This window comes from Georgenia thermotolerans, from assembly GCF_009193185.1.
In the GTDB taxonomy this organism is placed as follows: Bacteria; Actinomycetota; Actinomycetes; order Actinomycetales; family Actinomycetaceae; genus Georgenia; species Georgenia thermotolerans.
This window is the reverse complement of sequence record NZ_VUKF01000055.1, coordinates 1-25,589: the sequence shown is the minus strand read 5'-3', so window position 1 is coordinate 25,589 and position 25,589 is coordinate 1. Positions and strand designations below refer to the sequence as shown.

Annotated in this window: 26 protein-coding genes, 2 tRNA genes, 1 other RNA gene and 1 riboswitch; of the genes, 14 read left to right on the top strand and 15 right to left on the bottom strand. The window is 75.3% G+C overall.

From position 1 onward, the window contains the following. Both GD970_RS19090 and ffs read right to left on the bottom strand, forming a co-directional pair. Window positions 1-1,272, bottom strand: a 1,272-nt coding sequence (locus tag GD970_RS19090) for a DNA polymerase III subunit gamma and tau (RefSeq protein ID WP_152204486.1), incomplete at its 3' end; no start/stop codon positions are given. Between the two features lie 65 nt (window positions 1,273-1,337). After that, an RNA gene (gene ffs / locus GD970_RS19085) (signal recognition particle sRNA small type) lies at window positions 1,338-1,434 on the bottom strand. Between the two features lie 280 nt (window positions 1,435-1,714). On the opposite strand from ffs, the gene GD970_RS19080 reads away from it, so the two are divergent. The 5 genes from GD970_RS19080 (at window position 1,715) to GD970_RS19060 (ending at window position 5,763) form a co-directional block, all read left to right on the top strand. Further along, a tRNA-Ser gene (locus GD970_RS19080) sits at window positions 1,715-1,799 on the top strand. A gap of 625 nt (window positions 1,800-2,424) precedes the next feature. After that, a complete protein-coding gene (locus GD970_RS22375) occupies window positions 2,425-3,402 on the top strand; it encodes a M23 family metallopeptidase (RefSeq protein WP_226925475.1) in 978 nt (325 codons plus the stop codon). 295 nt (window positions 3,403-3,697) lie between these two features. Beyond that, a riboswitch (cyclic di-AMP (ydaO/yuaA leader) is annotated at window positions 3,698-3,800 on the top strand. Window positions 3,801-3,873: 73 nt separating this feature from the next. Next, complete coding sequence (locus GD970_RS19070) at window positions 3,874-4,638, top strand: C40 family peptidase (protein WP_152204485.1); 765 nt, start codon at window positions 3,874-3,876, stop codon at window positions 4,636-4,638. A 161-nt stretch (window positions 4,639-4,799) separates the two neighbouring features. Beyond that, window positions 4,800-5,123 (top strand): type II toxin-antitoxin system VapB family antitoxin, encoded by a 324-nt coding sequence (locus GD970_RS19065; protein WP_152204484.1) that lies wholly within the window; start codon window positions 4,800-4,802, stop codon window positions 5,121-5,123. A 19-nt stretch (window positions 5,124-5,142) separates the two neighbouring features. Beyond that, window positions 5,143-5,763, top strand: coding sequence for a LytR C-terminal domain-containing protein (locus GD970_RS19060; RefSeq protein ID WP_152204483.1), 621 nt, complete (start codon window positions 5,143-5,145; stop codon window positions 5,761-5,763). Between the two features lie 112 nt (window positions 5,764-5,875). Here GD970_RS19060 and GD970_RS19055 read toward each other — a convergent pair whose 3' ends face one another. After that, entirely contained in the window at window positions 5,876-7,222 is a 1,347-nt protein-coding gene (locus tag GD970_RS19055; protein ID WP_152204482.1) for a uracil-xanthine permease family protein, read from the bottom strand. A gap of 132 nt (window positions 7,223-7,354) precedes the next feature. Here GD970_RS19055 and GD970_RS19050 point away from each other — a divergent pair, with 132 nt between their 5' ends. From GD970_RS19050 to ribA, 3 genes are all read left to right on the top strand, one after another. Further along, entirely contained in the window at window positions 7,355-7,759 is a 405-nt protein-coding gene (locus GD970_RS19050) for a DUF4190 domain-containing protein (protein WP_152204481.1), read from the top strand. A 95-nt stretch (window positions 7,760-7,854) separates the two neighbouring features. Beyond that, window positions 7,855-8,592, top strand: coding sequence for a glutamine amidotransferase (locus GD970_RS19045; RefSeq protein WP_152204480.1), 738 nt, complete (start codon window positions 7,855-7,857; stop codon window positions 8,590-8,592). A gap of 140 nt (window positions 8,593-8,732) precedes the next feature. Further along, window positions 8,733-10,109: a GTP cyclohydrolase II gene (gene ribA / locus GD970_RS19040; protein WP_226925474.1), complete on the top strand. Its 1,377-nt coding sequence runs from the start codon at window positions 8,733-8,735 to the stop codon at window positions 10,107-10,109. A 12-nt stretch (window positions 10,110-10,121) separates the two neighbouring features. On the opposite strand, the gene GD970_RS19035 is transcribed toward ribA, so the two are convergent. Genes GD970_RS19035 through GD970_RS19025 form a run of 3 tightly spaced genes read right to left on the bottom strand, consistent with a single transcriptional unit; the run spans window position 10,122 to window position 12,540 of the window. Further along, a complete protein-coding gene (locus tag GD970_RS19035) occupies window positions 10,122-11,189 on the bottom strand; it encodes a glycosyltransferase family 4 protein (protein WP_152204479.1) in 1,068 nt (355 codons plus the stop codon). Then, window positions 11,189-11,569, bottom strand: a complete 381-nt coding sequence (locus GD970_RS19030; RefSeq protein ID WP_152204478.1) for a 6-pyruvoyl trahydropterin synthase family protein — start codon at window positions 11,567-11,569, stop codon at window positions 11,189-11,191. Before GD970_RS19030 ends, GD970_RS19035 begins: the two co-directional genes overlap by 1 nt. Continuing rightward, complete coding sequence (locus GD970_RS19025; RefSeq protein ID WP_152204477.1) at window positions 11,569-12,540, bottom strand: zinc-dependent alcohol dehydrogenase; 972 nt, start codon at window positions 12,538-12,540, stop codon at window positions 11,569-11,571. The genes GD970_RS19030 and GD970_RS19025 overlap by 1 nt, the downstream gene beginning before the upstream one ends. Window positions 12,541-12,668: 128 nt before the next feature. Between GD970_RS19025 and GD970_RS19020 the strand changes: the two genes are divergently transcribed. Next, window positions 12,669-13,517 (top strand): HAD family hydrolase, encoded by an 849-nt coding sequence (locus GD970_RS19020; protein WP_152204476.1) that lies wholly within the window; start codon window positions 12,669-12,671, stop codon window positions 13,515-13,517. After that, on the top strand, window positions 13,514-14,716 hold the full coding sequence (locus tag GD970_RS19015; RefSeq protein WP_152204475.1) for an MFS transporter: 1,203 nt from the start codon (window positions 13,514-13,516) through the stop codon (window positions 14,714-14,716). The genes GD970_RS19020 and GD970_RS19015 overlap by 4 nt, the downstream gene beginning before the upstream one ends. A gap of 144 nt (window positions 14,717-14,860) precedes the next feature. Here the strand turns inward: GD970_RS19015 and GD970_RS19010 are convergent. The 3 genes from GD970_RS19010 to GD970_RS19000 all read right to left on the bottom strand — a co-directional run bounded on the left by GD970_RS19010 (window position 14,861) and on the right by GD970_RS19000 (window position 17,024). Further along, window positions 14,861-14,949 (bottom strand) — tRNA-Ser (locus tag GD970_RS19010). A 69-nt stretch (window positions 14,950-15,018) separates the two neighbouring features. Further along, window positions 15,019-15,690: a type 1 glutamine amidotransferase gene (locus tag GD970_RS19005; RefSeq protein WP_152204489.1), complete on the bottom strand. Its 672-nt coding sequence runs from the start codon at window positions 15,688-15,690 to the stop codon at window positions 15,019-15,021. 38 nt (window positions 15,691-15,728) lie between these two features. After that, on the bottom strand, window positions 15,729-17,024 hold the full coding sequence (locus GD970_RS19000; protein ID WP_152204474.1) for a Mur ligase family protein: 1,296 nt from the start codon (window positions 17,022-17,024) through the stop codon (window positions 15,729-15,731). Window positions 17,025-17,207: 183 nt separating this feature from the next. Between GD970_RS19000 and GD970_RS18995 the strand changes: the two genes are divergently transcribed. Then, the gene (locus tag GD970_RS18995; RefSeq protein ID WP_152204473.1) at window positions 17,208-17,789 is read left to right on the top strand and encodes a protoglobin domain-containing protein; all 582 of its coding nucleotides are present in this window, start codon (window positions 17,208-17,210) and stop codon (window positions 17,787-17,789) included. 65 nt (window positions 17,790-17,854) lie between these two features. Here GD970_RS18995 and GD970_RS18990 read toward each other — a convergent pair whose 3' ends face one another. Continuing rightward, window positions 17,855-18,994, bottom strand: a complete 1,140-nt coding sequence (locus tag GD970_RS18990) for an FAD-dependent oxidoreductase (protein WP_211489899.1) — start codon at window positions 18,992-18,994, stop codon at window positions 17,855-17,857. 49 nt (window positions 18,995-19,043) lie between these two features. Here GD970_RS18990 and GD970_RS18985 point away from each other — a divergent pair, with 49 nt between their 5' ends. After that, window positions 19,044-19,901 (top strand): NAD-dependent protein deacetylase, encoded by an 858-nt coding sequence (locus GD970_RS18985; protein ID WP_152204471.1) that lies wholly within the window; start codon window positions 19,044-19,046, stop codon window positions 19,899-19,901. Window positions 19,902-19,920: 19 nt separating this feature from the next. On the opposite strand, the gene GD970_RS18980 is transcribed toward GD970_RS18985, so the two are convergent. The 4 genes from GD970_RS18980 to tadA all read right to left on the bottom strand — a co-directional run bounded on the left by GD970_RS18980 (window position 19,921) and on the right by tadA (window position 22,467). Beyond that, window positions 19,921-21,075, bottom strand: a complete 1,155-nt coding sequence (locus GD970_RS18980) for a cytochrome P450 (protein ID WP_211489898.1) — start codon at window positions 21,073-21,075, stop codon at window positions 19,921-19,923. Between the two features lie 77 nt (window positions 21,076-21,152). Continuing rightward, window positions 21,153-21,419, bottom strand: coding sequence for an acylphosphatase (locus GD970_RS18975; protein WP_152204469.1), 267 nt, complete (start codon window positions 21,417-21,419; stop codon window positions 21,153-21,155). Window positions 21,420-21,462: 43 nt separating this feature from the next. Continuing rightward, window positions 21,463-21,900 carry a hypothetical protein gene (locus GD970_RS18970; RefSeq protein ID WP_152204468.1) on the bottom strand — a complete coding sequence of 146 codons (438 nt, stop codon included), beginning with the start codon at window positions 21,898-21,900 and terminating at the stop codon, window positions 21,463-21,465. A gap of 135 nt (window positions 21,901-22,035) precedes the next feature. Beyond that, a complete protein-coding gene (tadA, locus tag GD970_RS18965; RefSeq protein WP_152204488.1) occupies window positions 22,036-22,467 on the bottom strand; it encodes a tRNA adenosine(34) deaminase TadA in 432 nt (143 codons plus the stop codon). A gap of 241 nt (window positions 22,468-22,708) precedes the next feature. On the opposite strand from tadA, the gene upp reads away from it, so the two are divergent. Both upp and GD970_RS18955 read left to right on the top strand, forming a co-directional pair. Further along, window positions 22,709-23,344, top strand: a complete 636-nt coding sequence (gene upp / locus GD970_RS18960; RefSeq protein WP_152204467.1) for a uracil phosphoribosyltransferase — start codon at window positions 22,709-22,711, stop codon at window positions 23,342-23,344. Window positions 23,345-23,359: 15 nt separating this feature from the next. Beyond that, window positions 23,360-24,124, top strand: a complete 765-nt coding sequence (locus GD970_RS18955; protein WP_152204466.1) for a trans-aconitate 2-methyltransferase — start codon at window positions 23,360-23,362, stop codon at window positions 24,122-24,124. Between the two features lie 149 nt (window positions 24,125-24,273). On the opposite strand, the gene GD970_RS18950 is transcribed toward GD970_RS18955, so the two are convergent. Continuing rightward, window positions 24,274-25,053 carry an HNH endonuclease signature motif containing protein gene (locus GD970_RS18950; protein ID WP_264372243.1) on the bottom strand — a complete coding sequence of 260 codons (780 nt, stop codon included), beginning with the start codon at window positions 25,051-25,053 and terminating at the stop codon, window positions 24,274-24,276. Window positions 25,054-25,589 lie beyond the last annotated feature (536 nt).

The following is a 25,589-nucleotide window of genomic DNA, read 5'->3' as shown; positions in this document are numbered from 1 at the left end:
CGGGGCCGGGGCGGACGGGGCCGCGGTCGCCGGGGCCGGGGCGGACGGGGCCGCCGGGGCCGGAGCGGTGGGGGCGGCGACGGGCGCGCCGGTCACCGCGGGGCGCGCGCCGGTGGTGAGCTGGTGCTCGAGCCGGTCCAGCCGGGCACCGTAGCCGGCCTGCCCGCCGTCCGCGCCGGGCAGGAGGATCCGCGCGCACAGCAGCTCCAGCTGCAGCCGCGGGGAGGTCGCGCCGGTCATCTCGGTGAGGGCGTCGTTGACGAGGTCGGCGGCGCGGGAGACCTGGGCCGGGCCGAGGGCCTGGGCCTGGGCGCGCATGCGGTCGAGCTGGTCGGCCGGCACCCCGCGCAGCGCGGCGGCGGCGTGCTCGCCGGCCATGGCGATGACCACGAGGTCGCGCAGGCGCTGCAGGAGGTCCTCGACGAACCGGCGCGGGTCGTGCCCGGTGCCGATGACGCGGTCGACCACCCGGAACAGGCTGGCGCCGTCGCGGGCGGCGATGGCGTCGACGACGTCGTCGAGCAGCGCGGCGTCGGTGTAGCCGAGCAGGGCCACCGCGCGGTCGTAGTCCAGGGCTCCGTCCTGGGCCCCGGCGATGAGCTGGTCGAGGACGGAGAGAGTGTCGCGCACCGAACCACCTCCGGCGCGCACCACCATCGGCAGCACCCCGCCGCCGACCTGGACCTCCTCGGCGGCGCACAGCTGCTCGAGGTAGGCCAGCAGGCTCTCCGGCGGGACGAGCCGGAAGGGGTAGTGGTGGGTGCGGGAGCGGATCGTGCCGATGACCTTGTCCGGCTCGGTCGTCGCGAAGATGAACTTCACGTGCTCCGGCGGCTCCTCGACGAGCTTGAGCAGGGCGTTGAAGCCCTGCGGCGTGACCATGTGGGCCTCGTCGAGGATGAAGATCTTGTACCGGTCGCGGGCGGGCGCGAAGCTGGCGCGCTCGCGCAGTTCGCGGGCGTCGTCGACGCCGTTGTGGCTTGCGGCGTCGATCTCGACGACGTCGAGAGAGCCCGAGCCGCCGCGGGCGAGCTCGACGCAGGACGGGCAGGTGCCGCACGGGGTGTCGGTGGGGCCCTGGGCGCAGTTGAGGCAGCGGGCCAGGATGCGGGCTGACGTCGTCTTGCCGCAGCCGCGGGGGCCGGAGAAGAGATAGGCGTGGGTGACCCGGTCCGCACGCAGCGCCGCCATGAGCGGCTCGGTCACGTGCTCCTGACCGATGACCTCCTGGAAGGTCTCCGGCCGGTAGCGGCGGTACAGGGCTGTTGTCACGACACTGACCCTAGCTGGGGGCACCGACACGCATCAGGGACGCCGGTCGGGCCGGTGGAGAAGATGTGAGGGACCCCCCGTGCACCCGCCAGAGCTCACCTACCCTTGCTGCCTTCCGGCCCTGGGGGAGTTCGGCAAGATGACGCCGCACGGGGGGTCGCGGACCAGTCTAACGGACGCGGCGGGAGCCGGGGCAAGGCGGATCCCCGCCGGCGGTCGGGCAACCCCTGGTGGCACCGCTTCGCCCAGGTGAGCCGGCAGGAGCAAGCCGGCACGGGCACGCCCCGCCGGTGGCACACGGCCAGGAATCGTCCGGCCGGCGTCCGCGAGTCCGGCCCGGGTGAGCAAGAGCACCCTGTGGGCGGCGGTCTGGTGGTCGAGGGAGTCGTGGGCGTCGGGTATCCTCAAATCTCGAAAGTCTGCCGCGAGGCCGTCTTTCCCAGGAGGATTCGCCTAGTGGCCTATGGCGCACGCTTGGAAAGCGTGTTGGGTGCAAGCCCTCGGGGGTTCGAATCCCCCATCCTCCGCCGGACCTGATGCCGGAACGCATCTGACAGCCCGGGCCCTCCCGCGAGGGCCCGGGCTTCGTCGTTCCCGGCCCTCGCACGACGGCGCGTGCCCGCCGTCCGCGCCACCCGCCCGGCTCGGCAAACCGCCGCCGGCTCGGCAAACCGCCGCCCGGCTCGGCAAAACCCGCCGGCCCTTCCCCGCCCGCCGAGGCCCTCCCAGCGCCTCGTCGCGGTGACGAACGCGGCGGCGATATGAGACGGACGACGACCGATGGCACCGTGCGCCGACTCACCCCGCTGCGGACTCCGTGTCGTCCACAACCCTCCCCACCGCCCTGGGCTGGGGCTTTACCACAGCGGGACGCACCCCAGCGGTCCCGCCACGCGCCCGTGACTCGTCGCACACGGCGAAGGGGGTAGACCGTCCAGATCACGGTTCGTTATCGTTTCGTGACATTCCCGGGTGGCACTCACGAAATCTGTGTGATAACCGCCCCGCCCCGTCCTTAAAGGGCCCACCAACCTGTGGAGGTTCAACTAGATGTCGTGTCGTGCCGCTTCCGAGTCCCGGACGCCACAGACCCGACGTGAGATCCGCGAAGCCGAGCGCCGCCAGCGGCGCCAGCGCCTCGTCCAGGCCTTCGTGAGCACGTCCCCCCTGCCCGGCAGCGCGAGCTCCACGGTGAGCGTCGACTCCAAGACCGTCGCTCAGATGGTGGCCCAGGGCCACGCGACGCCCGCCGCCGACGCCGTCGCCACCGAGGTTCTCGCCCTCGCCACCGGCCCCCGCCGCCGCGAGCTGCGTGACGGCGCCCCGCAGCGCCGCCGCCCCCGCGCCCTGGTCGCGGGCGGCCTGGCCGCCCTGGCGATCCTCACCCCCGTGGTCGGCACCTCCGGCCTCACGGACGGTGCGGTCGCGGCGACCGGGCAGACCGAGCCCAACGCCCTCGCCGCGCTCGACGTCGCCGACACCGAGCAGGCGAACACCCCCGAGTCCCTGCGCGAGGACCCCGCCGCCGCCTCGCGGGCCGCGGAGCGCCAGGCGCTGGAGGAGGCCCAGAAGGCGGCCGAGGCTGCGGCCGCCGAGCAGGCCCGCCAGGCCGCCGAGGCCGCCGCCGCGGAAGAGGCCCGCCAGGCCGCCGAGGCCGCCGCCGCCGAGGAGGCCCGCAAGGCCGCCGAGGCCGCCAACCGTGTGGTCGCACCGATCGACGGCCCGATCTCGCTCAGTTCGACCTACGGGCCCCGCAACGACCCGCTGGGCCGCGGCTCCGCCTACTCCTTCCACCTCGGCCAGGACATCCCCGCCGCGCGCAACACCCCGATTCGCGCCGCCGCCGCGGGCACCGTCATCCACGCCGGCGCCGGGATCGACGGACGCTCGAGCAACCTGATCATCATCCAGCACAACATCAACGGCCAGACCTTCTACACCTGGTACGTCCACATGTACGACGACGGCGTGTACGTCACCCCCGGCCAGCAGGTCGCGGCGGGCGACGTCATCGGCGGGGTGGGCTCCAACGGCAACTCCACCGGACCGCACCTGCACTTCGAGGTCCACGACGCCGCCAACAACACCATGGACCCCCTCCCCTGGCTGCAGCAGCACGGCGCCGTCTGACCCTCGGCGCCCCCCGCACGGCAACGGCCCCCGCATCGCGTTCCCCGCGATCCGGGGGCCGCCGTCGTCCCCGCTCGTTCGGCCCCGCTGGGGCCGTGGGGCCGCCGAAGCCGGCGGCACGCACCTCCGACCCGGCGGCGGACGCAGGTTGCGCACATCCCGTGACCAAAACGTGATAAACGACCGCCAGTGCGAGTAACGTCACACCCGCTCGCCGCACCCTTCCATACGGCGAGCCTCCGGCCGGAACGCCGAGCCCTGCCGCCGGCCGGGGCCCATGGACGCGCGGCAGGGACGGGGGACCCAACGTTTTTCGGTCCTGGCGACAGGGCCTGGGGTGAAGTGCGGCGACGCAGCCCACCGGGTGTTCTCCCACCCGAACCCGACAGCTCACCTCGCAGGCGGCGGGAGAGGCACCTCATGACGAGCTGCAGTACCGGCGCGCCCAGAACATCGACACGCCGACCTTCCATGTCCGTTTTTGCCGCGCCGAGCGCCACCGGAACGGCCGCCCGGCGGGGCCTCGCCGCGCTGATGGCCTCGGGCCTCGTCGTCGCCGCCGCGGCCACCGCGGCCTCCGCCGACCCGGCACCGCGCCGGGTCGACACCGGCACCCCGCCGAAGGCCGCCGTCGGGGCGCTGACCACCCCGACGGTCAAGGTGCCTGCCGAGGTCACCTGGAGCGTGGCGAGCATCGACGCCGTCGCCACCCCGCCGCCTCCGCCCGAGCCGGAGCCGGCCGCCGTGGTCACGCGGAACGCACCGGCCGCGTCCCGATCGGGCGAGCGCCCGGCAGTGCGTTCCGCCACCCGCCCGGCCGCCGCGCCGGCCCCGGCCGGTACGGCGAGAGCCGCCTCGGCCGCCCCGGCCCCGGCCCCCGCGCCGGCGCCACCGCCGGCGGCGTCCGCGAGCGCCGTCGTCAACATCGCCCGGCAGTACCTCGGGACGCCGTACGCCTACGGCGGCAACAGCCCCGGCGGCTTCGACTGCTCCGGGTTCACGCAGTACGTCTTCGCCCAGGTCGGGATCTCCCTGCCCCGCTCCTCGAGCCAGCAGCGCTACGCGGGGACCGTGGTCTCCGCGGCCGAGGCCCGTCCGGGCGATCTCGTGTGGGGCCCGGGCCACGTGGGCATCTACACGGGCAACGGCAACCACATCGCGGCCCGCAACCCCGGCACCCCGCTGGCCGAGGGGCCGATCTACATGGCCAACCCGGTGTTCATCCGAGTGGGCTGACGCGTCCCGGGGACCGGCCCGCGCAGCGCGGCGGGCCGGCCCCGGGCCACGCCGCCAGGCGCGGCCGCCGCGGGCCGGCGGCGGCCCACCCGGCGACGCCTTCCACGCCGAGGCGACGGCGCTCACCTGGTCGGACAGGCTCAGCACCTAAGATCGTGGCCGTGATGTTCAAGGCCGTGGGCGACGGGCGCCCCTATCCGGAGCACGGGCTCACCACCCCCCGGGACTGGGCCGGCATCCCGCCGCGGCAGGTCCGGCTGGACCAGCTGGTCACCACCAAGAGCCAGCTCGACCTGCGCTCGTTGCTGTCCTCGGACTCGACCTTCTACGGCGACCTGTTCGCCCACGTCGTCTCGTGGCGCGGCACCCTCTACCTGGAGGACGGCCTGCACCGGGCGCTGCGCGCGGCCCTGCAGCAGCGCCTCATCCTCCACGCCCGGATCCTCGAGCTCGACGAGGCGGGGCGCCCGGTCGAGGCGTCCTGACTCCACTACCGTGAGCGCTGTGACACCCACAGCCACCGACGAGACCGCGCGGCAGCAGGCACTGCGCCGCCGCCGCCTGCAGCAGCGCCAGACCGTCATCTTCGGCGCCCTCATCACGGTGCTGCTCGTGGTCGGACTGGTCGCGGGGCTCATGTGGGCCGGGGCGGTGCCCGCGCCGTTCAAACGCTCGTTCTCCAGCGCCAGCCCGACCGAGCAGCAGATCGTCACGCCGTGCCCGCCGGAGGGCGCCACCCCGGTGGCCTTCTCCGAGGTCCTGGCCAACGTCTTCAACGGCACCGACCGCGGCGGGCTCGCCGGCGAGACCGGCCAGGCGCTCGGCCAGCTCGGCGTGGTGGTCAACCAGCAGGCGAACTGGCCCCAGGGCGCCTACACCGGGGCGGTGCAGATCGTCGTCGGTCCGCTCGGCGTCACCGCCGGGTACTCCCTGGCGCGGATCTTCCCCGGCGCCGTCGTCAGCCTCGACTCCTCGCGTGGCGACGAGAGCGTGGACGTCGTGCTGGGCGAGAAGTACGACAAGATGCTCGCCCCCGACCAGATCGCCGCGCTCGACCCGGCCGCGCCGTTGGAAGCGCCGGCGGGCTGCACGCCTGTCGAGGCGCCCACGCAGGCGCCCGCCTGACCCTCCGCGCTCCCTGAAAAAGAGCAGAGTGGCGTCGCGGCGACGCCCGCAACGCCACTCTGGCCCCGGCGGGAGCCGTGGCCCGTGCTCAGCGGTCCGAGCCGTGGCGCGCTCAGCGGTCCCGGTGCAGCGCGCCGTCCTCCAGCTCGGTGCCGGCGGGCGCCGAGGCTGGGCTGGCCGACTCCTGGACCGTGCCGCGGGCCCGGGCGATCTGGCGCATGACGTGGTAGACGACGAGCGCCGCCGCGGAGCCGAGCGCGATGCCCTCGAAACGCATGTCGCCGACCACCCAGGTGAAGTTGGCGATGCCGATGACCAGGGCGATGGCGGCGGTGTTGAGGTTGACCGGGTCGGAGAAGTCCACCCGGTTCTGGACCCAGATGCGCACGCCGAGCATGCCGATCATGCCGTAGAGGACGGTCGCCGCCCCACCGAGCACGCCCGCCGGGATGGTGTTGACGACCTCGCCGAACTTCGGCGAGAGGCTCAGCAGCAGCGCCACCAGGCCGGCGACGAGATAGGCCGCCGAGGAGTAGACGCGGGTGGCCGCCATGACGCCGATGTTCTCGGCGTAGGTGGTGGTGCCGGAGCCGCCGCCGGACCCGGCGAGGACGGTGGAGACGCCGTCGGCGAAGAGGGCGCGGCCGGTGACAGCGTCGAGGTCCTTGCCGGTCATGGCGCTGACGGACTTCACGTGGCCGACGTTCTCGGCGATGAGGACGAGGACCACGGGCAGGAACAGGCCCAGCGTGGCGGGCTCGAAGTGCGGGGCGGTGAAGTGCGGCAGGCCGACCCAGGGCGCCGCGGCGACCTTCTCGAAGGTCACCTCGCCGCGCAGCGTCGCCGTGGCGTACCCGATCAGTACGCCCAGCAGGATCGACAGGCGGCCGAGCAGCCCCCGGAACAGGACCGTGACCAGCACGATGCCCGCGATGGTGACGATCGCCGTGACCGGGGCCTTCTGGACGTTGTTCCAGGCGGCGGGGGCGAGGTTGAACCCGATCAGCGCCACGATGGTGCCGGTCACCGCCGGCGGCATGACGATGTCGATCCACTTCGCGCCGCCGAAGTGGACCACCAGCCCGACGAGGGCGAGCAGCACGCCGACCGACACGATGCCGCCGAGCGCGGAGGCATGGCCGAACAGCTTGGTGGCGGCGGCGATCGGGGCGATGAACGCGAAGCTCGAGCCGAGGTAGCTGGGCACGCGGCCGGCCGTGATGACGAGGAAGAGCAGCGTGCCGATCGCGGAGAAGAACAGCGTCGTCGCCGGCGGGAAGCCGGTGATGAGCGGGACGAGGAACGTCGCGCCGAACATGGCGACGACGTGCTGGGCGCCGATGCCGATGGTGCTGGGCCAGCTCAGCCGCTCGTCGGGCGCGACCACCTCGCCCGCGCCCAGGTGCCGGCCGTCGCCGTGCAGCTTCCATCGCAGGAAGTTCTTGCGTGTCGCGTCCATGACGCCTCCCGATGCTCGTGGTTCCCCGCGCCCTCAGTTGCTGGGGCCACGGCTCGGGTGGTCAGGATAACCCGCCAGAGCGAGGGGCACGTTCCCGTGTCACGCTGGCCGGAAGGAGGGAGGCGAAGTCCGATGGCGAGCCCGCCCCCAGGTCCCGGCGATCGCGAGCCCGACGAGGCCGCCGCGCTGCCCGACGACGCCACCCCGGTGCCCGCCGACGCCCCGGTCCCCGGCGACCACGCGCCCCCGCCGGGGGCCGCCGCGGTGCCCGACGCGGCGCCGCTGGACCCGGTGGCCGTCGCGGCGCTCGCCCTGGGGCTGCTCGGCGTCGTCCCGCTCGTGGGTATCGCCGCGATCGGGTGCGGGCACCTCGCGCTCCGCCGTGCCAGCCCGGCCGGGCACGGACGGGCCATGGCGGGTCTGGCGCCCGGGCACGCCCCGGAGGGCCGGGGCCTGGCGCTCGCCGGCCTCGTCCTCGGGTACGCGCTGACGGCGCTGTGGGTGGTGCTCGCGGTGCTGCTGCTCGCCCGGGGGTGACCGCGGGCGCGCCTGGGGCCCGCCGAAGGGAGGGCAACCTGGCCCGGGACGCCGCCGAGCGGGGTGACCGCCCGGCCGGGTTACCCTTCGGTCCCGTGAAGCCCTTCCTGCTCCTGGCCACGCGGCCGGAGGACGCCGCGGCGGACAGCGAGTACGAGGCGTTCCTGCGCTACGGCGGGCTCGAGGAGCGCGAGCTGGTGCGCATCCGCCTCGACGCCGCCCCGCTGCCACCCATCGAGCTCAGCGACTACTCGGGCATCTTCGTCGGCGGAAGCCCGTACACCGGCTCCATCCCCCTCGAGCACAAAAGCGACACCCAGCGCCGGGTGGAGGCGGACCTCGCCGGGCTGCTCGACGTCGTCGTCGCCGAGGACTTCCCGTTCCTGGGCGCCTGCTACGGCGTCGGCACGCTCGGGCGCCACCAGGGCGCCCTCATCGACGGCACGTACGCCGAGGAGATCAGCGCGCCCGCGATCGAGCTGACCGAGGCCGGGCGGGCGGACCCGCTGCTCGCCGACCTGCCGCCGGCGTTCCGGGCGTTCGTCGGCCACAAGGAGGCGATGACCTCCCTGCCCGAGGGCGCGGTGCTGCTGGCCACCTCCGTCACCTGCCCGGTGCAGATGTTCCGGGTGCGGCAGAACCTGTACGGCACCCAGTTCCACCCCGAGCTGGACGTGCCCGGGCTGCTCGAGCGCATCCGCATCTACCGCGACGCCGGCTACTTCCCGCCCGGCGAGCAGGCCCGGGTCGAGAAGATGGCCCGCACCGCCGCCGTCGACGGCACTCCCAACCGGATCCTGCGCAGCTTCGTCGAGCGGTACGCCCACGACTGACCCGTCCGCGACCTCTCGGCCGCCGGGCCGATGAGGCAGCGGGCGCGCACCCCGCACGCACCTCAGCGGCAGCAGCCGCGCAGGTGAGACGCCTGCCCGACGCCGCTGCCGGAGCGGGGCCCATGTGCCAATCTGTGCGGATGACCGACGCCGAAGTTCACGTCCTCACCCGCCGGATGGTGGCGACCACCCTGCCCACCGAGCACGGCACCTTCCAGATGATCGGCTACGACGGCGCCGGCGGCCTCGGCCACGTGGCGCTCGTGCTCGGCGACGTCGCCGCGGACACCCTCGACGACCTCGCGCCGCTGGTGCGGGTGCACTCCGAGTGCCTCACCGGCGACGCGCTCGGCTCGCGGCGCTGCGACTGCGGCGAGCAGCTCGACGCCGCCCTGCGCGAGATCGCCCGCGAGGGCCGGGGCGTGGTCATCTACATGCGCGGCCACGAGGGACGCGGCATCGGCCTGCTCGCCAAGCTGCACGCCTACGCGCTGCAGGACGAGGGCGTGGACACCGTCGACGCGAACCTCCGGCTCGGCTACCCCGCCGACGCCCGCGAGTACGACGACGCCGCGGCCATCCTGCGCGACCTGGGCATCAGCCGCGTCCGGCTGCTCTCCTCCAACCCGGACAAGGCCACCAAGCTCACCGACCTCGGCGTCGAGGTCGTCTCCCGCCAGGCCCTGCCGGTGGCCGACCGGCCGGAGAACGCCTTCTACCTCACCACCAAGCGGGTGCGGATGGGCCACGACAGCCTGGCCGCTGCCCCCGAGGTGTGGTCCGAGCTGGTCGCCGGACGGGTCCCCGCCGCCGCGGTGGCCGGTCTGGACACCGTGCTGCTCGACCGCTACGGCCCGCTGGTCGCCGCCGGGTCCCGCCTCACCATCGCCCAGCTGGGCCAGAGCGCCGACGGCTTCATCGCCGCGCGCAGCGGGGACGCGGAGTTCGTCACCGGCGCCGACGACCGGGAGCACCTGCACCGGCTGCGCGCGCTGGTCGACGCCGTCGTCGTGGGGGCCTCCACCGTGGTCGCCGACGACCCCCGGCTGACCGTGCGCGCCGTCCCCGGCGTCTCGCCCGTGCGGGTGCTGCTCGACCCCAGCGCCCGCGTGCCCGCCGGCAGCCGGGTGCTCACCGAGGCCGACGCCGCGACCCTGTGGTGCGTCGGGCCTGACGCCGCCGTGCCGGCGGGCCTGGCCGGCCACGTCGAGGTGGTGCGCCTGCCCGTCGGTCCCGAGGGGTTCGCCCCGGCCGCCGTGCTGGGCGAGCTGCACCGGCGCGGGCTGGGGCGGGTGCTGGTCGAGGGCGGCGGGCGGACGGTCTCGTCCTTCCTCGCCGCGGGCCTGCTCGACCGGCTCTTCCTCACCACGGCGCCGCTGCTCATCGGCGACGGCGTGCCGGGCATCCGCTTCGCCGGCTCCGACCGCCTCGCCGACGCGCTGGCGGCCCCGGTGCGCCGGTTCGTGCTCGGGCCGGACATCTGCACGGAGTTCGACCTGTCGGCGGCGTCGGCCTGAGCTGCCGCCGCCTCACCCCAGCGCGCCGAGGACCTGCGCGGCGGTGAGGTCCCAGCCGGGCAGGCCGGTTCGGCGGGTCCGGGCGGCGTGCGCCCAGGCGTCGCGCAGCGCCGGAGTGGTCAGCCAGGCGCGCAGCGTGGCCGCCAGTGCCGCCGGCTCCCCGGGCGGCACGGCCCGCCCGGGGGCCGCGCCACCCGCCTCCGCACCGGCCGCCAGGGCCTCGACCGCCCCCGTGCCGGCCCCGACGACGGCGGGCACCCCGTGCGCCAGCGCCTCGAGCACCACCAGCCCGAAGGTCTCCGTGCGCGAGGGCAGCACGAGCAGGTCCGCCGCCGCCCACTCCGCCTCGAGCGCGGCCCCGACCTTCGGCCCGGTCACCGTGGCGCGGCCCGTCAGGCCCGCGGCGGCGATCTCGGCCTCGACCGCGGCGGCGTAGTCCGGATCGGCGTCGATGGGCCCCACCAGGCGGGCCGTCCAGTCCAGGTCGCGCACCGCGGAGAGCGCACGGACCAGGGTGCGCTGGTCCTTCGTCGGCGTCAGCGCCGCAAGCGCGAGCAGCCGCGGGGGGCGCGAGCCGGCGGCGAGGGGCGCGCGCCGCGCGCCCGGCGGGGCCACCCGCGCCGCCACGCCGTGGCGCCGGGCGACGTCAGCCGCCGCCACGGCGCTGGGGCACACCACCGCCGATGCGGCCTGGAGCGCGGCGCGCTCGGCCCGGGCGCGGCGCTCCCGTTCCGCCGTCGGGAGGCCGACCTCGGCCGAGGGCAGCATGTGCAGCAGCACGGCCACCGTGCGTCCGGCCGCCACCGCGGCGCCGACCTGCTCCGGGGCGGCGCACGCGACGATGGCGTCGGCGAGCGTGACCGGGGCGTCGAGCGCGGCGGCCAGGGCGGCGCGGTCCTCCGCCGTGGGCTCGGGCCACCGGCCCGGCACGGCCCGGACCTCCACCCGCACCCCGCGCTCGCGCAGCGCCGCGACGAGCTCGCGGTTGTAGGTGTTGCCCCCGCTGGGACCCGGGGCGGCCCAGGTCACCAGCGCCGGCGCCGGCGGTCCCGACGCCGGCAGGGACGCGGACGCGGGCACTAGAGCAGGTCGAGGGTGTAGCTCGCCCAGGCGTCCGGGTGCTCACGCAGGGTGACCTCGAGCTGGGAGTAGATCCCCACGGGCAGCTTGACCGCCACCCGCTCGGCCACCAGGCGGGCGAGGGCCTCGGTGGTGGTGAGCACGCCGCTCAGCTCGGGATGGGCGTCGAGGTTGGTGTAGTCGAGGTCCGCCAGCGCGTCGCGCAGCAGCCCGTTGGCCTCCCCGATGTCCATGACGATGGCCTCCGGGCCGAGCTCGGCGCGCGAGATCGCCATCTCGACGACGAACGTGGCCCCGTGGAGCTGCTGGGCGGGCCCGAACGCCGGGTGGGGCAGGGAGTGGGCCACCATGATGTGGTCGCGGACGGTGAGGCGGAACATCAGTCTCCTTCGGGGTAGGTGACCACCTGGCACAGCGCCGTCGGGTCGTCGGCCAGGGCGGCCATGGTCGCGGGCAGCTCGGCGAACGGGGCCCGCCCGGTGAGGAAGGCGTCGAAGGCCGGGTCGGCGAGCAGCCGCAGCGCCAGCGCCAGCCGGTCCACCGGCGTGCGGCGGGCCCGGCGGGCGGCGGCGACGGCGCCCACCTGGCTGGCGCGGATGCTCAGCCGCCGGGCGTGGAAGCCGCCGCCCAGCGGCACCCGCGGGGCACGGGTGCCGTACCAGGACATCTCGACGAGCTCGCCCTCCTCGCCGAGCAGCTCCAGGCCCCGGGCCAGCCCGGCCTCGCTGGCGGAGCAGTGCACGACGAGGTCGCACTCCCCCGCGGCGTCGTCCGGGTGGCGCCAGGTCACGCCGAGGGCGTCGGCCAGGGCGGCGCGGGCGGGGTTGACGTCGACGAGCTCGAGCCGGTCGAGCGGGAACGTGCGCAGCAGCGCCGCCACCGACCCGCCGACCATGCCGGCGCCGACGACGGCGACCCGGTCCCCCAGCCGGGGCGCGGCGTCCCACAGCGCGTTGACGGCCGTCTCCACGGTGCCGGCGAGGACGGCGCGGTCGGAGGGGACGTCGTCGGGCACCGGGACCAGCGCGGGAACGGGCACGACGTAGCGGTCCTGGTGGGGGTGGAGGCAGAACACCCGGCGGCCGACCAGGTCGGCGGGGCCGGCCTCGACGACGCCGACGCTGAGGTAGCCGTACTTGACCGGGCCGGGCAGGTCGCCGGCCTGGAACGGGGCCCGCATGGTGGCGGCGACCTCGGGCGGGACCTCGCCGCGGTGGACGAGCAGCTCGGTCCCCCGGCTGACGCCCGAGCGCAGCGCGCGCACCAGGGCCTCGCCGGGCCCGGGCTCGCGCGCGGGCTCGGCGCGCAGCTCCCCCTTCCGGGGCGCGGTCGTCCAGTACGCGGTCCACATGGGCCCGATTCTGTCGTGCCGGGGCGGCGGCGCCACCCGGTACGGCGAGCGGCCCGCCCGACCGGGGCGACGGCGCCGCCCGGCCACGCGCCCCGATACGGTGGGACGAGCCGACCAAGGAGTGCCGCATGGACCTGCCCGCCGAGCTGCCCGGGGAGCTGCTGGGGGTGCGCGCGATCGCGTTCGACGTCGACGGCACCCTGGCGGGCGCCGACCACCGGGTCAGCCCGCGGTCGCTGCGGGCGCTGGCGGCGCTGGACGAGGCCGGCATCGCGCCGATCATCGTCACCGGCCGCATCGTGGGCGCGGCCACCGAGATCCTCGCCGGCGCGGGCGTCGACGGGTTCGCCATCGCCTCCAACGGCGCCGTCGCCGTCGACACCCGGCTGGCCGAGCCGCTGCACACCGCGGTGATGACGGCCGCCGACGTCGAGGCGGTCGTGGCGTTCGGCCTCGCGGCCGGCGTCGAGCCCCTGGTGTTCACCGCCACCGACATGGTGGTGGCCGAGGGCAGCATCGCCTACCCCTACCTCGTCGACGTCCACCCGGACGAGGTGACCCGGATGGTCCCGCTGGCCGACCTGCCCTGCGAGGGCGTCACCAAGGCGATGCTCTTCGGCGCCGCCGAGCGCCTGGACGAGATCGACGCCGCCGTGCGCGCGGCGTTCCCGCGGGTGGTGCGCTCGATGGACAACGTCTTCGAGCTCGGCCCGGCCGGGGCGGACAAGTGGGTGGCGCTGCGCGCCATCCTCCGCCGCCTCGACGTCGCCCCCGAGCACGTCGCGGGCCTGGGCGACGGCGAGAACGACGTGCCGTGGCTGGGCCAGGTGGGCTGGCCGGTCGCCATGGCCAACGCCCGCCCGCCGGTCAAGGCCGTGGCCCGCCTGGAGATCGGCCACCACGGCGAGGACGCCGCCGCGGCCTTCGTCGAGGCGCTGCTGCACGCCCGGGCCCGGGCCGCCCGGGGCGCGGCGTGAGCGGGCCGAGCCCGGAGGTCCGGCGGGCCCGCGGCGCCGTCGCGGCCGTCTTCCTCACCAACGGCGCGCTGTTCGCCAACCTCATCCCGCGCTACCCGCAGATTAAGGCCGATCTGGAGCTGAGCAACGCCGCCTACGGCACCGCGCTGGCCGCCTTCCCGGCCGGCGCGCTGGTGGCCGGGCTGCTCGCCGGGGCGCTCATCGCCCGGTTCCGCTCCGCCCGGGTCGCGACGCTGGGCATCGTGGTCCTCGCCGTCGCGCTGCTCGGGGTGTCGGTGGCGCCCACGGCGCTCGCCCTCGCCGTCGTCCTCTTCGTCGGCGGCGGGGTCGACGCCGTCGTCGACGTCGCGCAGAACGCCCACGGGCTGCGGGTGCAGCGCCTCTACCGCCGCTCGATCGTGAACTCCTTCCACGGCCTGTGGAGCGTGGGCGCGGTGGCCGGTGGCCTCATGGGCGCCGCGGCCGCCGGGCTCGCGGTGCCCCTGCCGCTGCACCTGGGCGTCTCCGCGGCGCTGTTCAGCGCCGTCGCGCTCGTGGCCGCGCGGTTCCTGCTGCCGGGCCCGGAGGACGCCGAGCGCCAGCCCGTCCCCGGCGGGCCCGACGGCGCCCGCGGCGGTCGGCGCCGGATCTCGGGGACGACGGCGCTCAGTCTCGCCGTCCTCGGCGTCCTGGCGATCTGCGGGGCGCTGGTGGAGGACGCCGGCAGCTCCTGGGCGGCGGTGTACCTCTCCGGCTCGCTGGGCGCCGACGCGGCGACCGCCGGGCTGGGGTTCGTGGCGCTGTCGGTGGCGATGACGGTCGGGCGGCTCACCGGCGACCGCGTCGTCGACCGCTTCGGCCAGGCCGCGGTCGGCCGGGCGGGCGGCGTGGCCGTGGCGGTGGGCATGGGCCTGGCCCTCGCCGTGCCGAGCGTGGGCACCACCCTGGCCGGGTTCGCCCTCGCCGGCCTCGGGGTGGCCACCCTCGTCCCCGGCGCCATGGCCGCCGCCGACGAGCTGCCCGGGCTGCCCACCGGGGCCGGGCTGACGGTGGTGAGCTGGCTGCTGCGCATCGGCTTCCTGCTCTCCCCGCCGCTGGTGGGCCTCGTGGCCGACGCCGCCGGGCTGCGCGTGGGCCTGCTCACCGTGGTGCTCGCCGGGGTCGGGATGGTGCTGCTGGGCGGTCACCTCGCGCCGCGCCGTCCGCCGGCGCACCTGTAGACGGACGCCGGCCAGGCCCTGCCCGGTGGCGACACCACGCCGCGCGGCGTGTGCTCCCGCCCGGCGCCAGCATCACGGCACGCCGCGGACGGGAGGCGGCGAACGGCCCGGACCTGGGACTTCCCAGGACCGGGCCGTTCGCGCTGGCGGTAGCGGTGGGATTTGAACCCACGGAGGCTGTTAACCTCACACGCTTTCGAGGCGTGCTCCTTAGGCCGCTCGGACACGCTACCTCGCCGAGTGATGCTACCTGCCGGTCGGCGGGCCTCCCAAACCGGCGCCGCGTGCCGTGGGTCACGCCCTCAACGCGGGCGCCGCATCGCCACCCGGCGCGAGAGCGCGGCGAAGCGGTCCGCCGTCGTCGCGAGCAGCTCGAGGTCGCGGTGGACGGCCCGCGCGATGAGCAGGTCGGCCACGGCGGGGTTCTTCGGCAGCAGCGGCCCGTGGAGGTAGGAGCCGATGACGTTGCGGTGCACGGCGCCCTCGGTGCCATCGCCCCCGTTGTTGCCCGCCCCGCGCACCACCGTGGCGAACGGGCGCACGCCGTCGCCGAGGAAGGTCTGGCCGCTGTGGTTCTCGTACCCGACGACCTCGCCGAGATCGGGGTGGCGCACCACCACGTTGCCGATGAGCCGTTTGGGCCCGGCGCGGGTCTCGAGGTCGAGCAGGCCCAGGCCCTCGATGACGCGGCCCTCCCCGGTGCGGAAGAACCGGCCGAAGAGCTGGTACATCCCGCAGATCATGAGCATCGGCACGCCCCGCTCGGCCAGGTCGGCCAGCCGCGGCCCCAGCGCGTGGAGGTCGGCGTGGATGCGGTCCTGGCCGGAGTCCTGCCCGCCGCCGCCGACGAGGAGGTCGGCGTCGTCGGGGAAGGCGTCACCCGGGTTGTACTCGGTGATCTCCGCCGGGTAGCCGTGCCACTCCAGCCGCCGGGCCAGGGTGAGGACGTTGCCGCGGTCGCCATAGACGTTCATGTCCCGGGCGTAGAGCCAGACCACCCGCACGGACCGGGTCACGCGATCGCCTCGACCCGGGTCATCGCGCCGAGCCGACGGCGCAGCGCCAGCATCGCCGTGTAGGTGCAGTACACCCGCATCGGCCGCTCACCGCTCGCCTCGAGCAGGTGGTGCAGGGCCTTGGACAGGTCGCTGGTCACGTGGCCGACCCGGACGTCGTCGTACGCCAGGCGCAGCGCCATGTCGAAGGCGCGGATCCCGGTGACCTCCTGCACGCCCTCCGCGCGCAGGCTGGCGAAGTCGACGTCCCACAGCCAGCTGGTGTCGCGGCCGTCGGCGTGCTGGTCGTTGATCGCGATCATCGTGGCGTGGCCGGCGGCGGGGAAGGAGCGCAGGCTCAGCCGGAACCCGCCGGGGTTCTTCACCAGCACCAGCTCTAGCGGGCGGCCGCCGACGAGCAGCCGCTCCCCCCGCCCGAACGCCGGGGTGACCTCCCCGAGCGCCTCGACGAGCCGCGGCGCGGGGGCGCCGTCGCCGGCGATGACCCGGGCCAGCTCGAGCGCCGCGGCGGCGTTGGCGAGGTTGTGCACCCCGCGCACGTGCAACCGGGTGCGGTAGGTCGCGCCGCCGACGGTGAAGGAGGCCGCGGGGTCCACCTGCCCGTCCCCGCTGTCGTCGAAGTCGTCCAGCGTCACGTCGGCGGCCTGGTCGGGGCTGGCCACGGCCGGGACGGCGCCGTAGAGGTCGTCGTCGGAGGGGAAGGTGGGGCGCACCTTCCGGCTCAGGCCGAAGTACCGGGCCCGGGTGGTGGCGGGCAGGTGCTCGGCGACGTGGGCGACGCGCGGGTCCTCCCGGTTGAGCACCACGGTGTCGGAGGTGGCGTCGGCGATGTGCTCGAGCAGCCGCGCGGTGGTGTCGATCTCCCCGAACCGGTCGAGCTGGTCGCGCATGACGTTGAGCAGCAGGGTGTAGCGGGGCGCGACCTCCTGGACGAAGCGGGTGCCGTGCGCCTCGTCGAGCTCGAGGACGGCGACGTCGGCGTCGAGCCGGCCGTGCCGGTCGACAGCGCCGAGCAGCGCCGCGACGACGCCGCGGGAGTAGTTGCTGCCGGTGCGGTTGGTGAACACCCGCAGGCCCTGGCTCTCGAGGAGCTCGGTGACCATCTTCGTCGTGGTCGTCTTGCCGTTGGTGCCGCTGATCACCGCGACCCCGCGCGGCAGCTGCGCGAGCGTGCGGCCCATGAAGCCGGGGTCGAGCCTCTCGACGACGAGGCCGGGCAGCGCCGTGCCCCCGCCGCGCAGCCGGGCGACCGAGCGCACCGCCTTGCCCAGCACCACGGCGTACCGGCTCATCGTTCACCCCGCGGCCCTCGGGGACGTCGGACCCTGCCCATTGTTGACACAGCGGCCCGCCCCGCGCACGCCCCGCGTGGCGGCGGCGGGGGACGTCGGCGGCGCCCCCATCTCTCCCCCCTTCAGCCGCCGCCCCGCCCGGACGTACCGTGGAAAGCCCTGACGAGGACGCGGGAGGACACCATGAGCGAGACGGCGATCGCGGGGTACGACTACGGCCGGGTCGGCCCCTCACCGGTGGGCAAGGACGACCTGGAGGCCCTCAAGGCGGCGGTGCTCTTCGGGCCCGAGGACGAGGCCGCCCTGCGGCGGGCGGGCGAGGTGCTGGGCGACCAGGTCGAGGCGATCCTCGACGTCTGGTACGCCTTCGTCGGCGCCAACCCCCAGCTCGTCGCGGCCTTCGCGGGACCCGAGGGCGAGCCGGTCACCACCTACCTCGACCGGGTGCGGCCGCGCTTCGGCCAGTGGATCAAGGACACCTGCCTGCGGCCCTACGACGAGGCCTGGCTCGCCTACCAGGAGGAGATCGCCGAGCGGCACACCCCGGCGAAGAAGAACAAGACCGACCACGCCCCCTCGATCGACCACGTGCCGCTGCGCTACCTCATCGCGCTGATCTCCCCCATCACCTCCACCGTGCGGGACTTCCTCGCCCGCGGCGACCGGCCCGCGGCGGAGGTCGACGCGATGCACGAGGCGTGGCGCAAGGCGGTCATCCTGCAGGTCGCGCTGTGGGCGCGGCCGTACGCCCCGCAGCTGTGGTGAGGGGCGTACGGCTCAGCGACCCGGTGAGGGGCGTACGGCTCAGCGGCCCGTGAGGGGCCGCCGCCTCAGCGGCCCAGCACGTGCTCGCCCACCTCGGCGCCGGCCGCGAAGCGGGCGAGGGAGAAGCCGGCGACGTCGTCGTCCGGGGTGCGCCCCTCGGCCAGGTCGGCGAGCACCGGCCCCATGAGGGCGGAGAACTTGAAGCCCTCGCCGCTGTCCCCGCACGCGACGACGACCCCGCCGGGCAGGGCGTCGATGACGAAGCGGCTGTCGGGCGACAGGGTCCACGAGCACACCTGCGCGTCCAGGGCCCGGGGCGCCAGCGCGGTGAGGTCGCGGCGCACCCGGGCCACGGTCTCCTCGACGAGCGCGGCGTCGGGCGTGCGGTCGGTGTCGCCGGGGAGCAGCTCGCGCAGGTGCCGGTCCAGGCCGAGCTTGTAGCCCCGCCCGGGGGTGGGCATGGCGTAGAGCCCGGGCTCGTCGTCGCGGGGGCCGTCGAAGAGGCACGGCAGGTCGTCCGCGGCGTGGGGGTGGGCGAGGTCGCCCACGTGGACGACCTGCTCCAGGCGCGGACGCAGCGGCAGGTCGACGCCGAGGCCGGCGAGCAGCGGGCCGGCGCCGGGCCCGGGGGCCAGGACCACCGTGTCGCCCTCGACCGTGGTGCCGTCCTCGCAGGCCACCGCCACGCCGCGGCTGGTCGTGGTCACCTCGCGGACGACGGCGCCGACGACCAGCTCGCCGCCGGCCGCCGCGAACAGCTCGGCCTGGGCGCGCAGCGACTCCGCGGCCAGCACCGGCCCGGCCTCGGCCTGCCACACGGCCGCCCGCCCGTCGGGGCGCAGCCCGGGGAAGACGCGGGCGACGTCGTCGGGCTCGACGACCTGGTGCGGGACGTCCTCGGCCGCGAGCGCGGCGGTGACGGCCGGGAGGGAGACGTCGTCGCGCCAGAGCAGCCCGCGGCGCAGGAAGACCTCGCGGCCGCTGCGGGCGGCGAGGCGCTCCATCGCCTCGACGCTGCGGCGGGCGAGGCGGACCCGCAGCGGGTCGGGGTGGGTCAGCCGCCACAGCCGGGTGGGCCCGGAGGAGGAGCTCAGCGGGTTGCCGACGCCGTACCGGTCCAGCAGGACGACGTCGTGCCCGCGCCCGGCCAGCTCGGCCGCCGCCGGCAGGCCCCAGGCTCCCGCTCCCACCACGATGCTGCGCATGCCGACGATCATAGGAGCGGCCCCGAGGGCGGGAACGTAGCCTGTCGGAGTGACCGGACGTGATCTTCCCGCGGCGCCGGCGACCGTCCCCACGCTCGACGACGTCCTCGGCGTCCTGGCCGGGCGCCGCCTGGCCGTGCTCACCGGCGCGGGCATCTCGACCGACTCCGGCATCCCGGACTACCGCGGGCCGGACTCCCCGCCGCGCAACCCGATGACCTACCAGCAGTTCGTCGGCGACGAGCGCTTCCGGCGCCACTACTGGGCCCGCAACCACGTGGGCTGGCGGCACATGCGCCGCACGGAGCCCAACGCCGGGCACCGGGCGCTGGCCCGGCTGGAGGCGGGCGGCGTCGTCGTCGGCGTCATCACCCAGAACGTCGATCTGCTGCACGAGGCCGCCGGGTCCCGGCGGGTGATCGACCTGCACGGGCACTACAACGAGGTGGTGTGCCTGAGCTGCGGCCGGGTGATCCCCCGGGCGCGCATGCACGAGCGGCTGACCGCGCTCAACCCCGGCTTCCTCGAGTCCGTCACCGAGGTGGCCGACGTCGAGATCGCGCCCGACGCCGACGCCGTCATCGAGTCGACCGAGGGCTTCCGGGTGGCGGCGTGCGAGGCGTGCGGCGGGATGCTCAAGCCGCACATCGTCTACTTCGGCGAGAACGTGCCGAAGCCGCGGGTCGCGGCGGCCTACGACCTCGTCGACGAGGGCGACGCGCTGCTCGTCGCGGGCTCCTCGCTGGCCGTGATGAGCGGGCTGCGCTTCGTCCGCCACGCCACCAAGACCGGCAAGCCGGTGGTCATCGTCAACCGCGGCGCCACCCGAGGCGACGAGCTGGCCACGGTCAAGCTCGAGGCGGGCACGTCCGAGACGCTCAGCGCGCTGGCGGAGGCGCTCGCCTGACGGGCCTCGACCACCCGGCTCAAACCACCCGCAACGGCAGCCACGAGAACCCGCTGCCCGGGTAGGCCGCGCGGACCGGCTCCTTGCCCGGCACCGGCGCGAGGTCGGTGGTGCCGGCGAGCAGCTCCTCGAGCAGCACCCGCAGCTCCAGCCGGGCCAGCGGGGCGCCGGGACAGACATGGACGCCGCGGCCGTAGAGCAGGTTGTCCGCGGGGTCGCGGTCGAGCCGGAACTCGTCGGGGTCGCCGAAGACGTCCTCGTCCCGGTTGGCCGAGGCCCACAGCACCATGACCCGCTCGCCCGCGGGGATCTCGCGCCCGGCGATGGTGACCGGCGCGGTGGTGCGGCGCCGGTTGGCGATGAGCGGGGCGTGCATGCGGAGGATCTCGTCGGTCGCGGCCTCGATGCGGCCGGTGTCCTCGCGCAGGAGGCCTTGGACCTCGGGGTTGGTGGCCAGGTAGTGGACGATGATGCCCACCGACGCGGCGATGGTGCCCAGCTCCCCCACCGTCCAGTTGCGCACGAGGGAGACGATCTCCTCGTCGGTGAGCGCCCGGCCGTCGGCGGTCTCGGCGAGCAGCCGGGTGGTGGTGTCGGCGGGCGCGGCCGGCCCGGCGGAGCGGCGCACCTCGAGCTGCTCGCGGATGTAGCCGTCGAACTCCACGGCGACGGCGGCCATCGCCGTCCGGTCCAGGGCGAGGGTGGCCTCCTGGTTCTTCAGGGTCCACTCGCGCAGCGGCTCACGCAGGCTCTCGGGCCAGCCCATGAAGCGGCACTGGACGTGGTTGGCGAAGTCGGCGGCGAGGTCCGCCATGAGCTCGACCTCCCCGCGGGGCAGCGCCGTGACGAGGTCGCGGGCGATCTCGCGGCAGGCCGGCTCGAACGCCGCCATCTCGGCCGGCGTGAAGTACCTGTCGTTGATCTCCCGGAACGGGGTGTGCTCGGGCGGGTCCATGCCGTTGGGCACCGACAGGTGGGTGGAGACGACGTTGGAGAAGGTGGCCGGGTCGTCGAGGATCCGCACGACGTCGGCGTGGCGGAAGACCGACCAGTTGCCGTACGGGCTGTGGGCCACCGGGCACCCGCGGCGCATGTCGTCGTAGGCGGCGATCTGGTCCCGCTGCACCTCCTCGGACCGCGGATCCCAGTCGATCTGCTGCTCCTGCTCGGTCATCGCTCTCGCCTCCCGCGGCCGGGACGGCTCGCCCGGCCCCTCTGCGATCATGACGAACCTCGGCCGTATCCACCACCTCAAAAGGTGTCGAAGCCCGCCTCCCCCTGCGGCTCCTCGACCGTGACGTCGACCCGGCTGACCTGCGCGGCGCGGGGCCCGTCGTTGAGCCAGCCGAGCATGCGGTCCACGGCCGCCGCGTCGCCCTCCACGACTACCTCGACGGTCCCGTCGTCACGGTTGATGGCGAAGCCGCTGAGGCCCAGCCGCTCCGCGACCGCCTGGCACGAGTAGCGGAAGCCCACCCCCTGGACCAGGCCGTGGACGATCGCGCGCCGTCGGATCACGGTCCCAGTGTGCCCGCGGCGCCGCGGGGCCGCGTCCTGGCGGTCAGTCGTCGGTCCAGTCGTCCTCGTCGTGACCGTGGTGGTGCCGGTGGTGCTCGTGATGGCGGCCGTAATCGTCGCCCTGCCACCGATCGTGGTGCCACGACTCGTGGTCGTCGCCTCCCCCAGCCCAGTGGACGCCGTCGGTGTCGCCGTCGGTGGCCCCTCGCTCGCCGCCGGTGTTCCCGTCGCGCCCGGACACCGCTCGCCCGGCGCCGTCACGCTCGGAGGTCGCCGTGGTCCCGCCCGGCTGGTCGAGCTCGGCAGCCCCCGCGAGAAGCGACTCGACAGGAGCGTGCAGCTCGACCGTCGCGGGTGCCGGGGCCGATGTCGTCGCGGCGCCGATGTCCCACCAGCCGGCCTGCTCCAGGGCCACGGCGCCGGCTCCGGCCACGGCTGCGAGTGTCGCGACGGCGAGGACGGTGCGGCTCTTCCTGCTCACGGCTCCCCCTCGAGCGTGACGGCGCGTTGCCCACCGCGCCCCAGCCCCGGGCGAGCGGCGCGGCAACGTCATGCTAAGCCTCGGTGGAGCGGGTCGCGCCAGCTCGGGGACGACCCCGGCGCTCCCGGCGGCGGGTTAGCGTCGTTCGCCGAAGAAGTCCCGGAGCAGCGCGGCGCTCTCCTCCTCGCGCACCCTGCCGACCACGTCGACCCTGTGGTTGAGCCGGGAGTCGCGCAGCACGTCGCGCACCGACCCGGCGGCGCCGGCCTTGGGGTCCCAGGCGCCGAGCACCACCCGGTCCAGGCGCGCGAGCACGATGGCGCCGGCGCACATCGTGCAGGGCTCGAGGGTGACGACCAGCGTGCAGCCCTCCAGCCGCCAGCTCCCGAGTGCGGCGGCGGCCTCGCGGATGGCGAGCACCTCGGCGTGGGCGGTGGGGTCGCCGTCGGCCTCTCGACGATTCTGTCCACGGCCGACGACGGCCCCGTTCGGGCCGAGGACGACGGCGCCCACGGGTACGTCGCCGGTGGTCACGGCCTGCTGGGCCAGGTGCAGCGCCTCCCCCATGGCGGCGTCGAGGGCGGGGTCGGCGGCGGCGCGGCCGGGAGGACGGGTGCGGGTCACCCGGTCATCATGTCAACCCCAGGGCCGGCACCGGCATGCGAGCCGGCGGAGGAGCCCCAGCCCGCCCCGCGCGCGTCGCTGGATCCCCCTCCACGGCTCGTTGCCGGTGGCGAAAGAGGCTGCGTGGGGGCTGGATCGGGCCCGGGGCCGACGCGTCCCGCACTGTGGACGATAGATTCAGGCCATGCGCCTGCACGTCGCGGACCACCCGCTGATCGCCCACAAGCTCACCGTCCTGCGCGACAAGACCACGGAGTCCCCGACCTTCCGGCTGCTCGTCGACGAGCTCGTCACGCTCCTGGCCTACGAGGCCACACGCGACGTGCGGGTGGAGCAGGTGCAGATCGAGACGCCCGTCGCGACCACCGTGGGCATCCACCTGGCCGCGCCGCGGCCCATCGTCGTGCCGATCCTGCGTGCCGGTCTGGGCATGCTCGAGGGCATGACGCGGCTGCTCCCGACCGCCGAGGTCGGCTTCCTCGGCATGCAGCGCGACGAGACCACCTATGAGGCGATCACGTACGCCAACCGGCTGCCCGAGGACCTCTCCGGGCGTCAGTGCTACGTCCTCGACCCGATGCTGGCGACCGGGCACACCCTCATCGCCGCGATCAACTACCTCTCGGAGAAGGGCGCGCGCGACGTCACCGCGATCTGCCTGCTCGCCGCGCCCGAGGGGCTCCAGACCCTGGACGAGGCGGTCGGGGAGCGCGGGGACGTGACCATCGTGACCGCCGCCGTCGACGAGCGGCTGAACGAGCACAAGTACATCGTCCCCGGGCTGGGTGACGCGGGCGACCGCCTCTACGGCGTCGTCTGACCGCCGGCCAGGCGGATGCACACCTGGGACCCCGCCCGGTACCTGACCTACGCCGACGAGCGGGGCCGGCCCTTCCTGGACCTGATCGCGCGCGTGGGCGCGGCGGACCCGCGGCTGGTGGTCGACCTCGGCTGCGGGCCGGCAAACCTCACCTCGCTGCTCGCGCGACGGTGGCCGGGAGCGGACGTCCTGGGGGTGGACTCCTCGCCCGACATGGTGGCGGCCGCGCGGGCCGGCGGCTCCGGGGTGCGGGTAGAGCTCGCTGACCTGCGGACCTGGGCGCCGCCCGCACCGATCGATGTGCTCGTCTCCAACGCGGCCCTGCAGTGGGTGCCTGGTCATCTCGAGCTGCTGCCCCGGCTGGTCGAGCACGTCGCTCCCGGCGGGTGGTTCGCGTTCCAGGTGCCGGGCAACTTCGCGGAGCCGAGCCATGCGATCTGTCGTCAGATGAGCAGCGAGGAACCGTACGCCGCTCATGTGCGGGGCGTCGCCGAGCCGGCCTCGCACGATGCCGTGGAATACCTGCGTCGCTTGCAGGACGTCGGCTGCGTGGTCGATGCCTGGGAGACGACCTATCTCCATGTGCTGACCGGCGAGGACCCGGTGTTCGCGTGGGTCAGCGGCACCGGGGCCCGCCCCACTCTGCAGGCCCTGCCAGACGAGCTGCGGCCGGGGTTCGAGGCGGAGCTCCGGCGCCGGCTGCGTGAGGCGTACCCGGCCGGGCCGAACGGAACGGTCCTGCCGTTCCGGCGGATCTTCGTCGTGGCCCGGGTGCCCTGAGCCCGGACGGCCGACGTCGCGCGGCCGGTGCATCGCCTGCTCCACACCCCTACCCCGGGTTGCGGCCCATCGACAGCTTTTCCGACTCGCCTCAGACGACTCACGCGGAACACTGCATATAAGTCGTCGCCGCCCTCCCGGTGAATCGATCAGTACGTGGGTGGGTCGAAGGTGTCGGGCGGGATGGGGATGGTGGTGCCGTCGATGTCGCGGCGGTAGGCGTGGCCGGAGGGGGTGCGCCATGCGAAGACGCCGGGGGTGGGCTGGCGGACCTGGAAGAGCCCGGTGGTCTTGAGCAGGTGGTCGCCGGTGCACATCGGTCCGAGGTTGTCCTCGCTGGTGGTCCCGCCCTGGGACCAGGGGTTGGTGTGGTCGAGCTGGCACTGCCAGGCCGGGGTCGGGCAACCCGGGCTGACGCAGGTGCGGTCGCGTTCGCGCACCCAGCGGGCCAGGTCGGCGGGCGGGCGGTAGCGGGTGCGGCCGACGTCGAGGACGGCGCCGGAGAGCGGGTCGGTGACCAGGCGCCGCCAGGTCCCGCCGGCGGCCAGGACCCGGGCCAGCTCCGGGTCGATCGGCCCGTACCCGACCAGCTCGGGGGCCTGGGCCAGCGGGGGCCGGTCGAACGCCGCAACCGGCCCGCCGCCGGCGTCGTCTGCGCCGGTGGCCGAGCTCGCCGACGTGCCGGCGGCGGCGCCGCCGGGGCCGGCCGGCACGCTCTGCCCCGCCGCGTCCGCGGCGTCGGCGGGCGGGAGGAGCAGGTCGATGGGCACGCTCACGCGCACCTCGGTGCGGAAGATGCCCGGGTCGCCCAGCCGCATGCCGCGGCGTTGGCGCATGAGCAGGCGCAGCGGCGGCAGCTCCGCCTCGGCCGGTCTCGCCCACGGCGGCGGAGCGCCGCCCGGTGGCCCCGCGCCCGGCCCGCGGCCCACGCCACCACCCCCGCCCGCACCGGATGGCCCGGTGTCGGGCGGTCCCCCATCGGGCGGTCCCCCATCGGCCGGTCCGGCGCCGGCCGGTCGCGCCGCGGCAGGGGCGGGAGCGCCGTCCGGCGGGCCGGCCTCGGGCGGGTCGCCCTCGGCTGGCGAGACGGCCCGGGCCGTGCCGGCGTCCGATGTCGCGGCCGTGCCGGCGTCGACATCGCCATCGGCATCGGCACCGGCATCGGCATCGGCATCGGCAAGGTCGTCCGGGTGGTTCCGGGCGTCGTCGTCCCCGTCCTTCGCCTCGCCGGCGTCGCCGGCCGCGTCGCCGTCGCACGCCTCGGGGTCGGGCGCCAGGTGGTCGGTGGGGTCGTGGCGCGGGCAGGTGCAGTGCCCGCCCGGCGGGCCGGCGACCCCGGGGCGTGTCAGATGGTCTGTGTAAGTGGCGGTTCCTAGATGCTGGCGCTCACGCGCCGGCGTGAGGAGGCCACCGTGATCCTGACGAACCCGACCGGAAACGCCGCCCTGGACGGCCCTGCGGGGCC

Bases quoted from the DNA above. Each gene is read 5' to 3' on its own strand.
- GD970_RS19070 (WP_152204485.1), top strand. From the start codon at position 3,874: ATGTCCGTTTTTGCCGCGCCGAGCGCCACCGGAACGGCCGCCCGGCGG.
- GD970_RS19055 (WP_152204482.1), bottom strand. From the start codon at position 7,222: ATGGACGCGACACGCAAGAACTTCCTGCGATGGAAGCTGCACGGCGAC.
- GD970_RS19050 (WP_152204481.1), top strand. From the start codon at position 7,355: ATGGCGAGCCCGCCCCCAGGTCCCGGCGATCGCGAGCCCGACGAGGCC.
- ribA (WP_226925474.1), top strand. From the start codon at position 8,733: ATGACCGACGCCGAAGTTCACGTCCTCACCCGCCGGATGGTGGCGACC.
- GD970_RS19030 (WP_152204478.1), bottom strand. From the start codon at position 11,569: ATGTTCCGCCTCACCGTCCGCGACCACATCATGGTGGCCCACTCCCTG.
- GD970_RS19025 (WP_152204477.1), bottom strand. From the start codon at position 12,540: ATGTGGACCGCGTACTGGACGACCGCGCCCCGGAAGGGGGAGCTGCGC.
- GD970_RS19020 (WP_152204476.1), top strand. From the start codon at position 12,669: ATGGACCTGCCCGCCGAGCTGCCCGGGGAGCTGCTGGGGGTGCGCGCG.
- GD970_RS19005 (WP_152204489.1), bottom strand. From the start codon at position 15,690: ATGAACGTCTATGGCGACCGCGGCAACGTCCTCACCCTGGCCCGGCGG.
- GD970_RS19000 (WP_152204474.1), bottom strand. From the start codon at position 17,024: ATGAGCCGGTACGCCGTGGTGCTGGGCAAGGCGGTGCGCTCGGTCGCC.
- GD970_RS18995 (WP_152204473.1), top strand. From the start codon at position 17,208: ATGAGCGAGACGGCGATCGCGGGGTACGACTACGGCCGGGTCGGCCCC.
- GD970_RS18990 (WP_211489899.1), bottom strand. From the start codon at position 18,994: ATGCGCAGCATCGTGGTGGGAGCGGGAGCCTGGGGCCTGCCGGCGGCG.
- GD970_RS18980 (WP_211489898.1), bottom strand. From the start codon at position 21,075: ATGACCGAGCAGGAGCAGCAGATCGACTGGGATCCGCGGTCCGAGGAG.
- tadA (WP_152204488.1), bottom strand. From the start codon at position 22,467: ATGGGGGAGGCGCTGCACCTGGCCCAGCAGGCCGTGACCACCGGCGAC.
- upp (WP_152204467.1), top strand. From the start codon at position 22,709: ATGCGCCTGCACGTCGCGGACCACCCGCTGATCGCCCACAAGCTCACC.
- GD970_RS18955 (WP_152204466.1), top strand. From the start codon at position 23,360: ATGCACACCTGGGACCCCGCCCGGTACCTGACCTACGCCGACGAGCGG.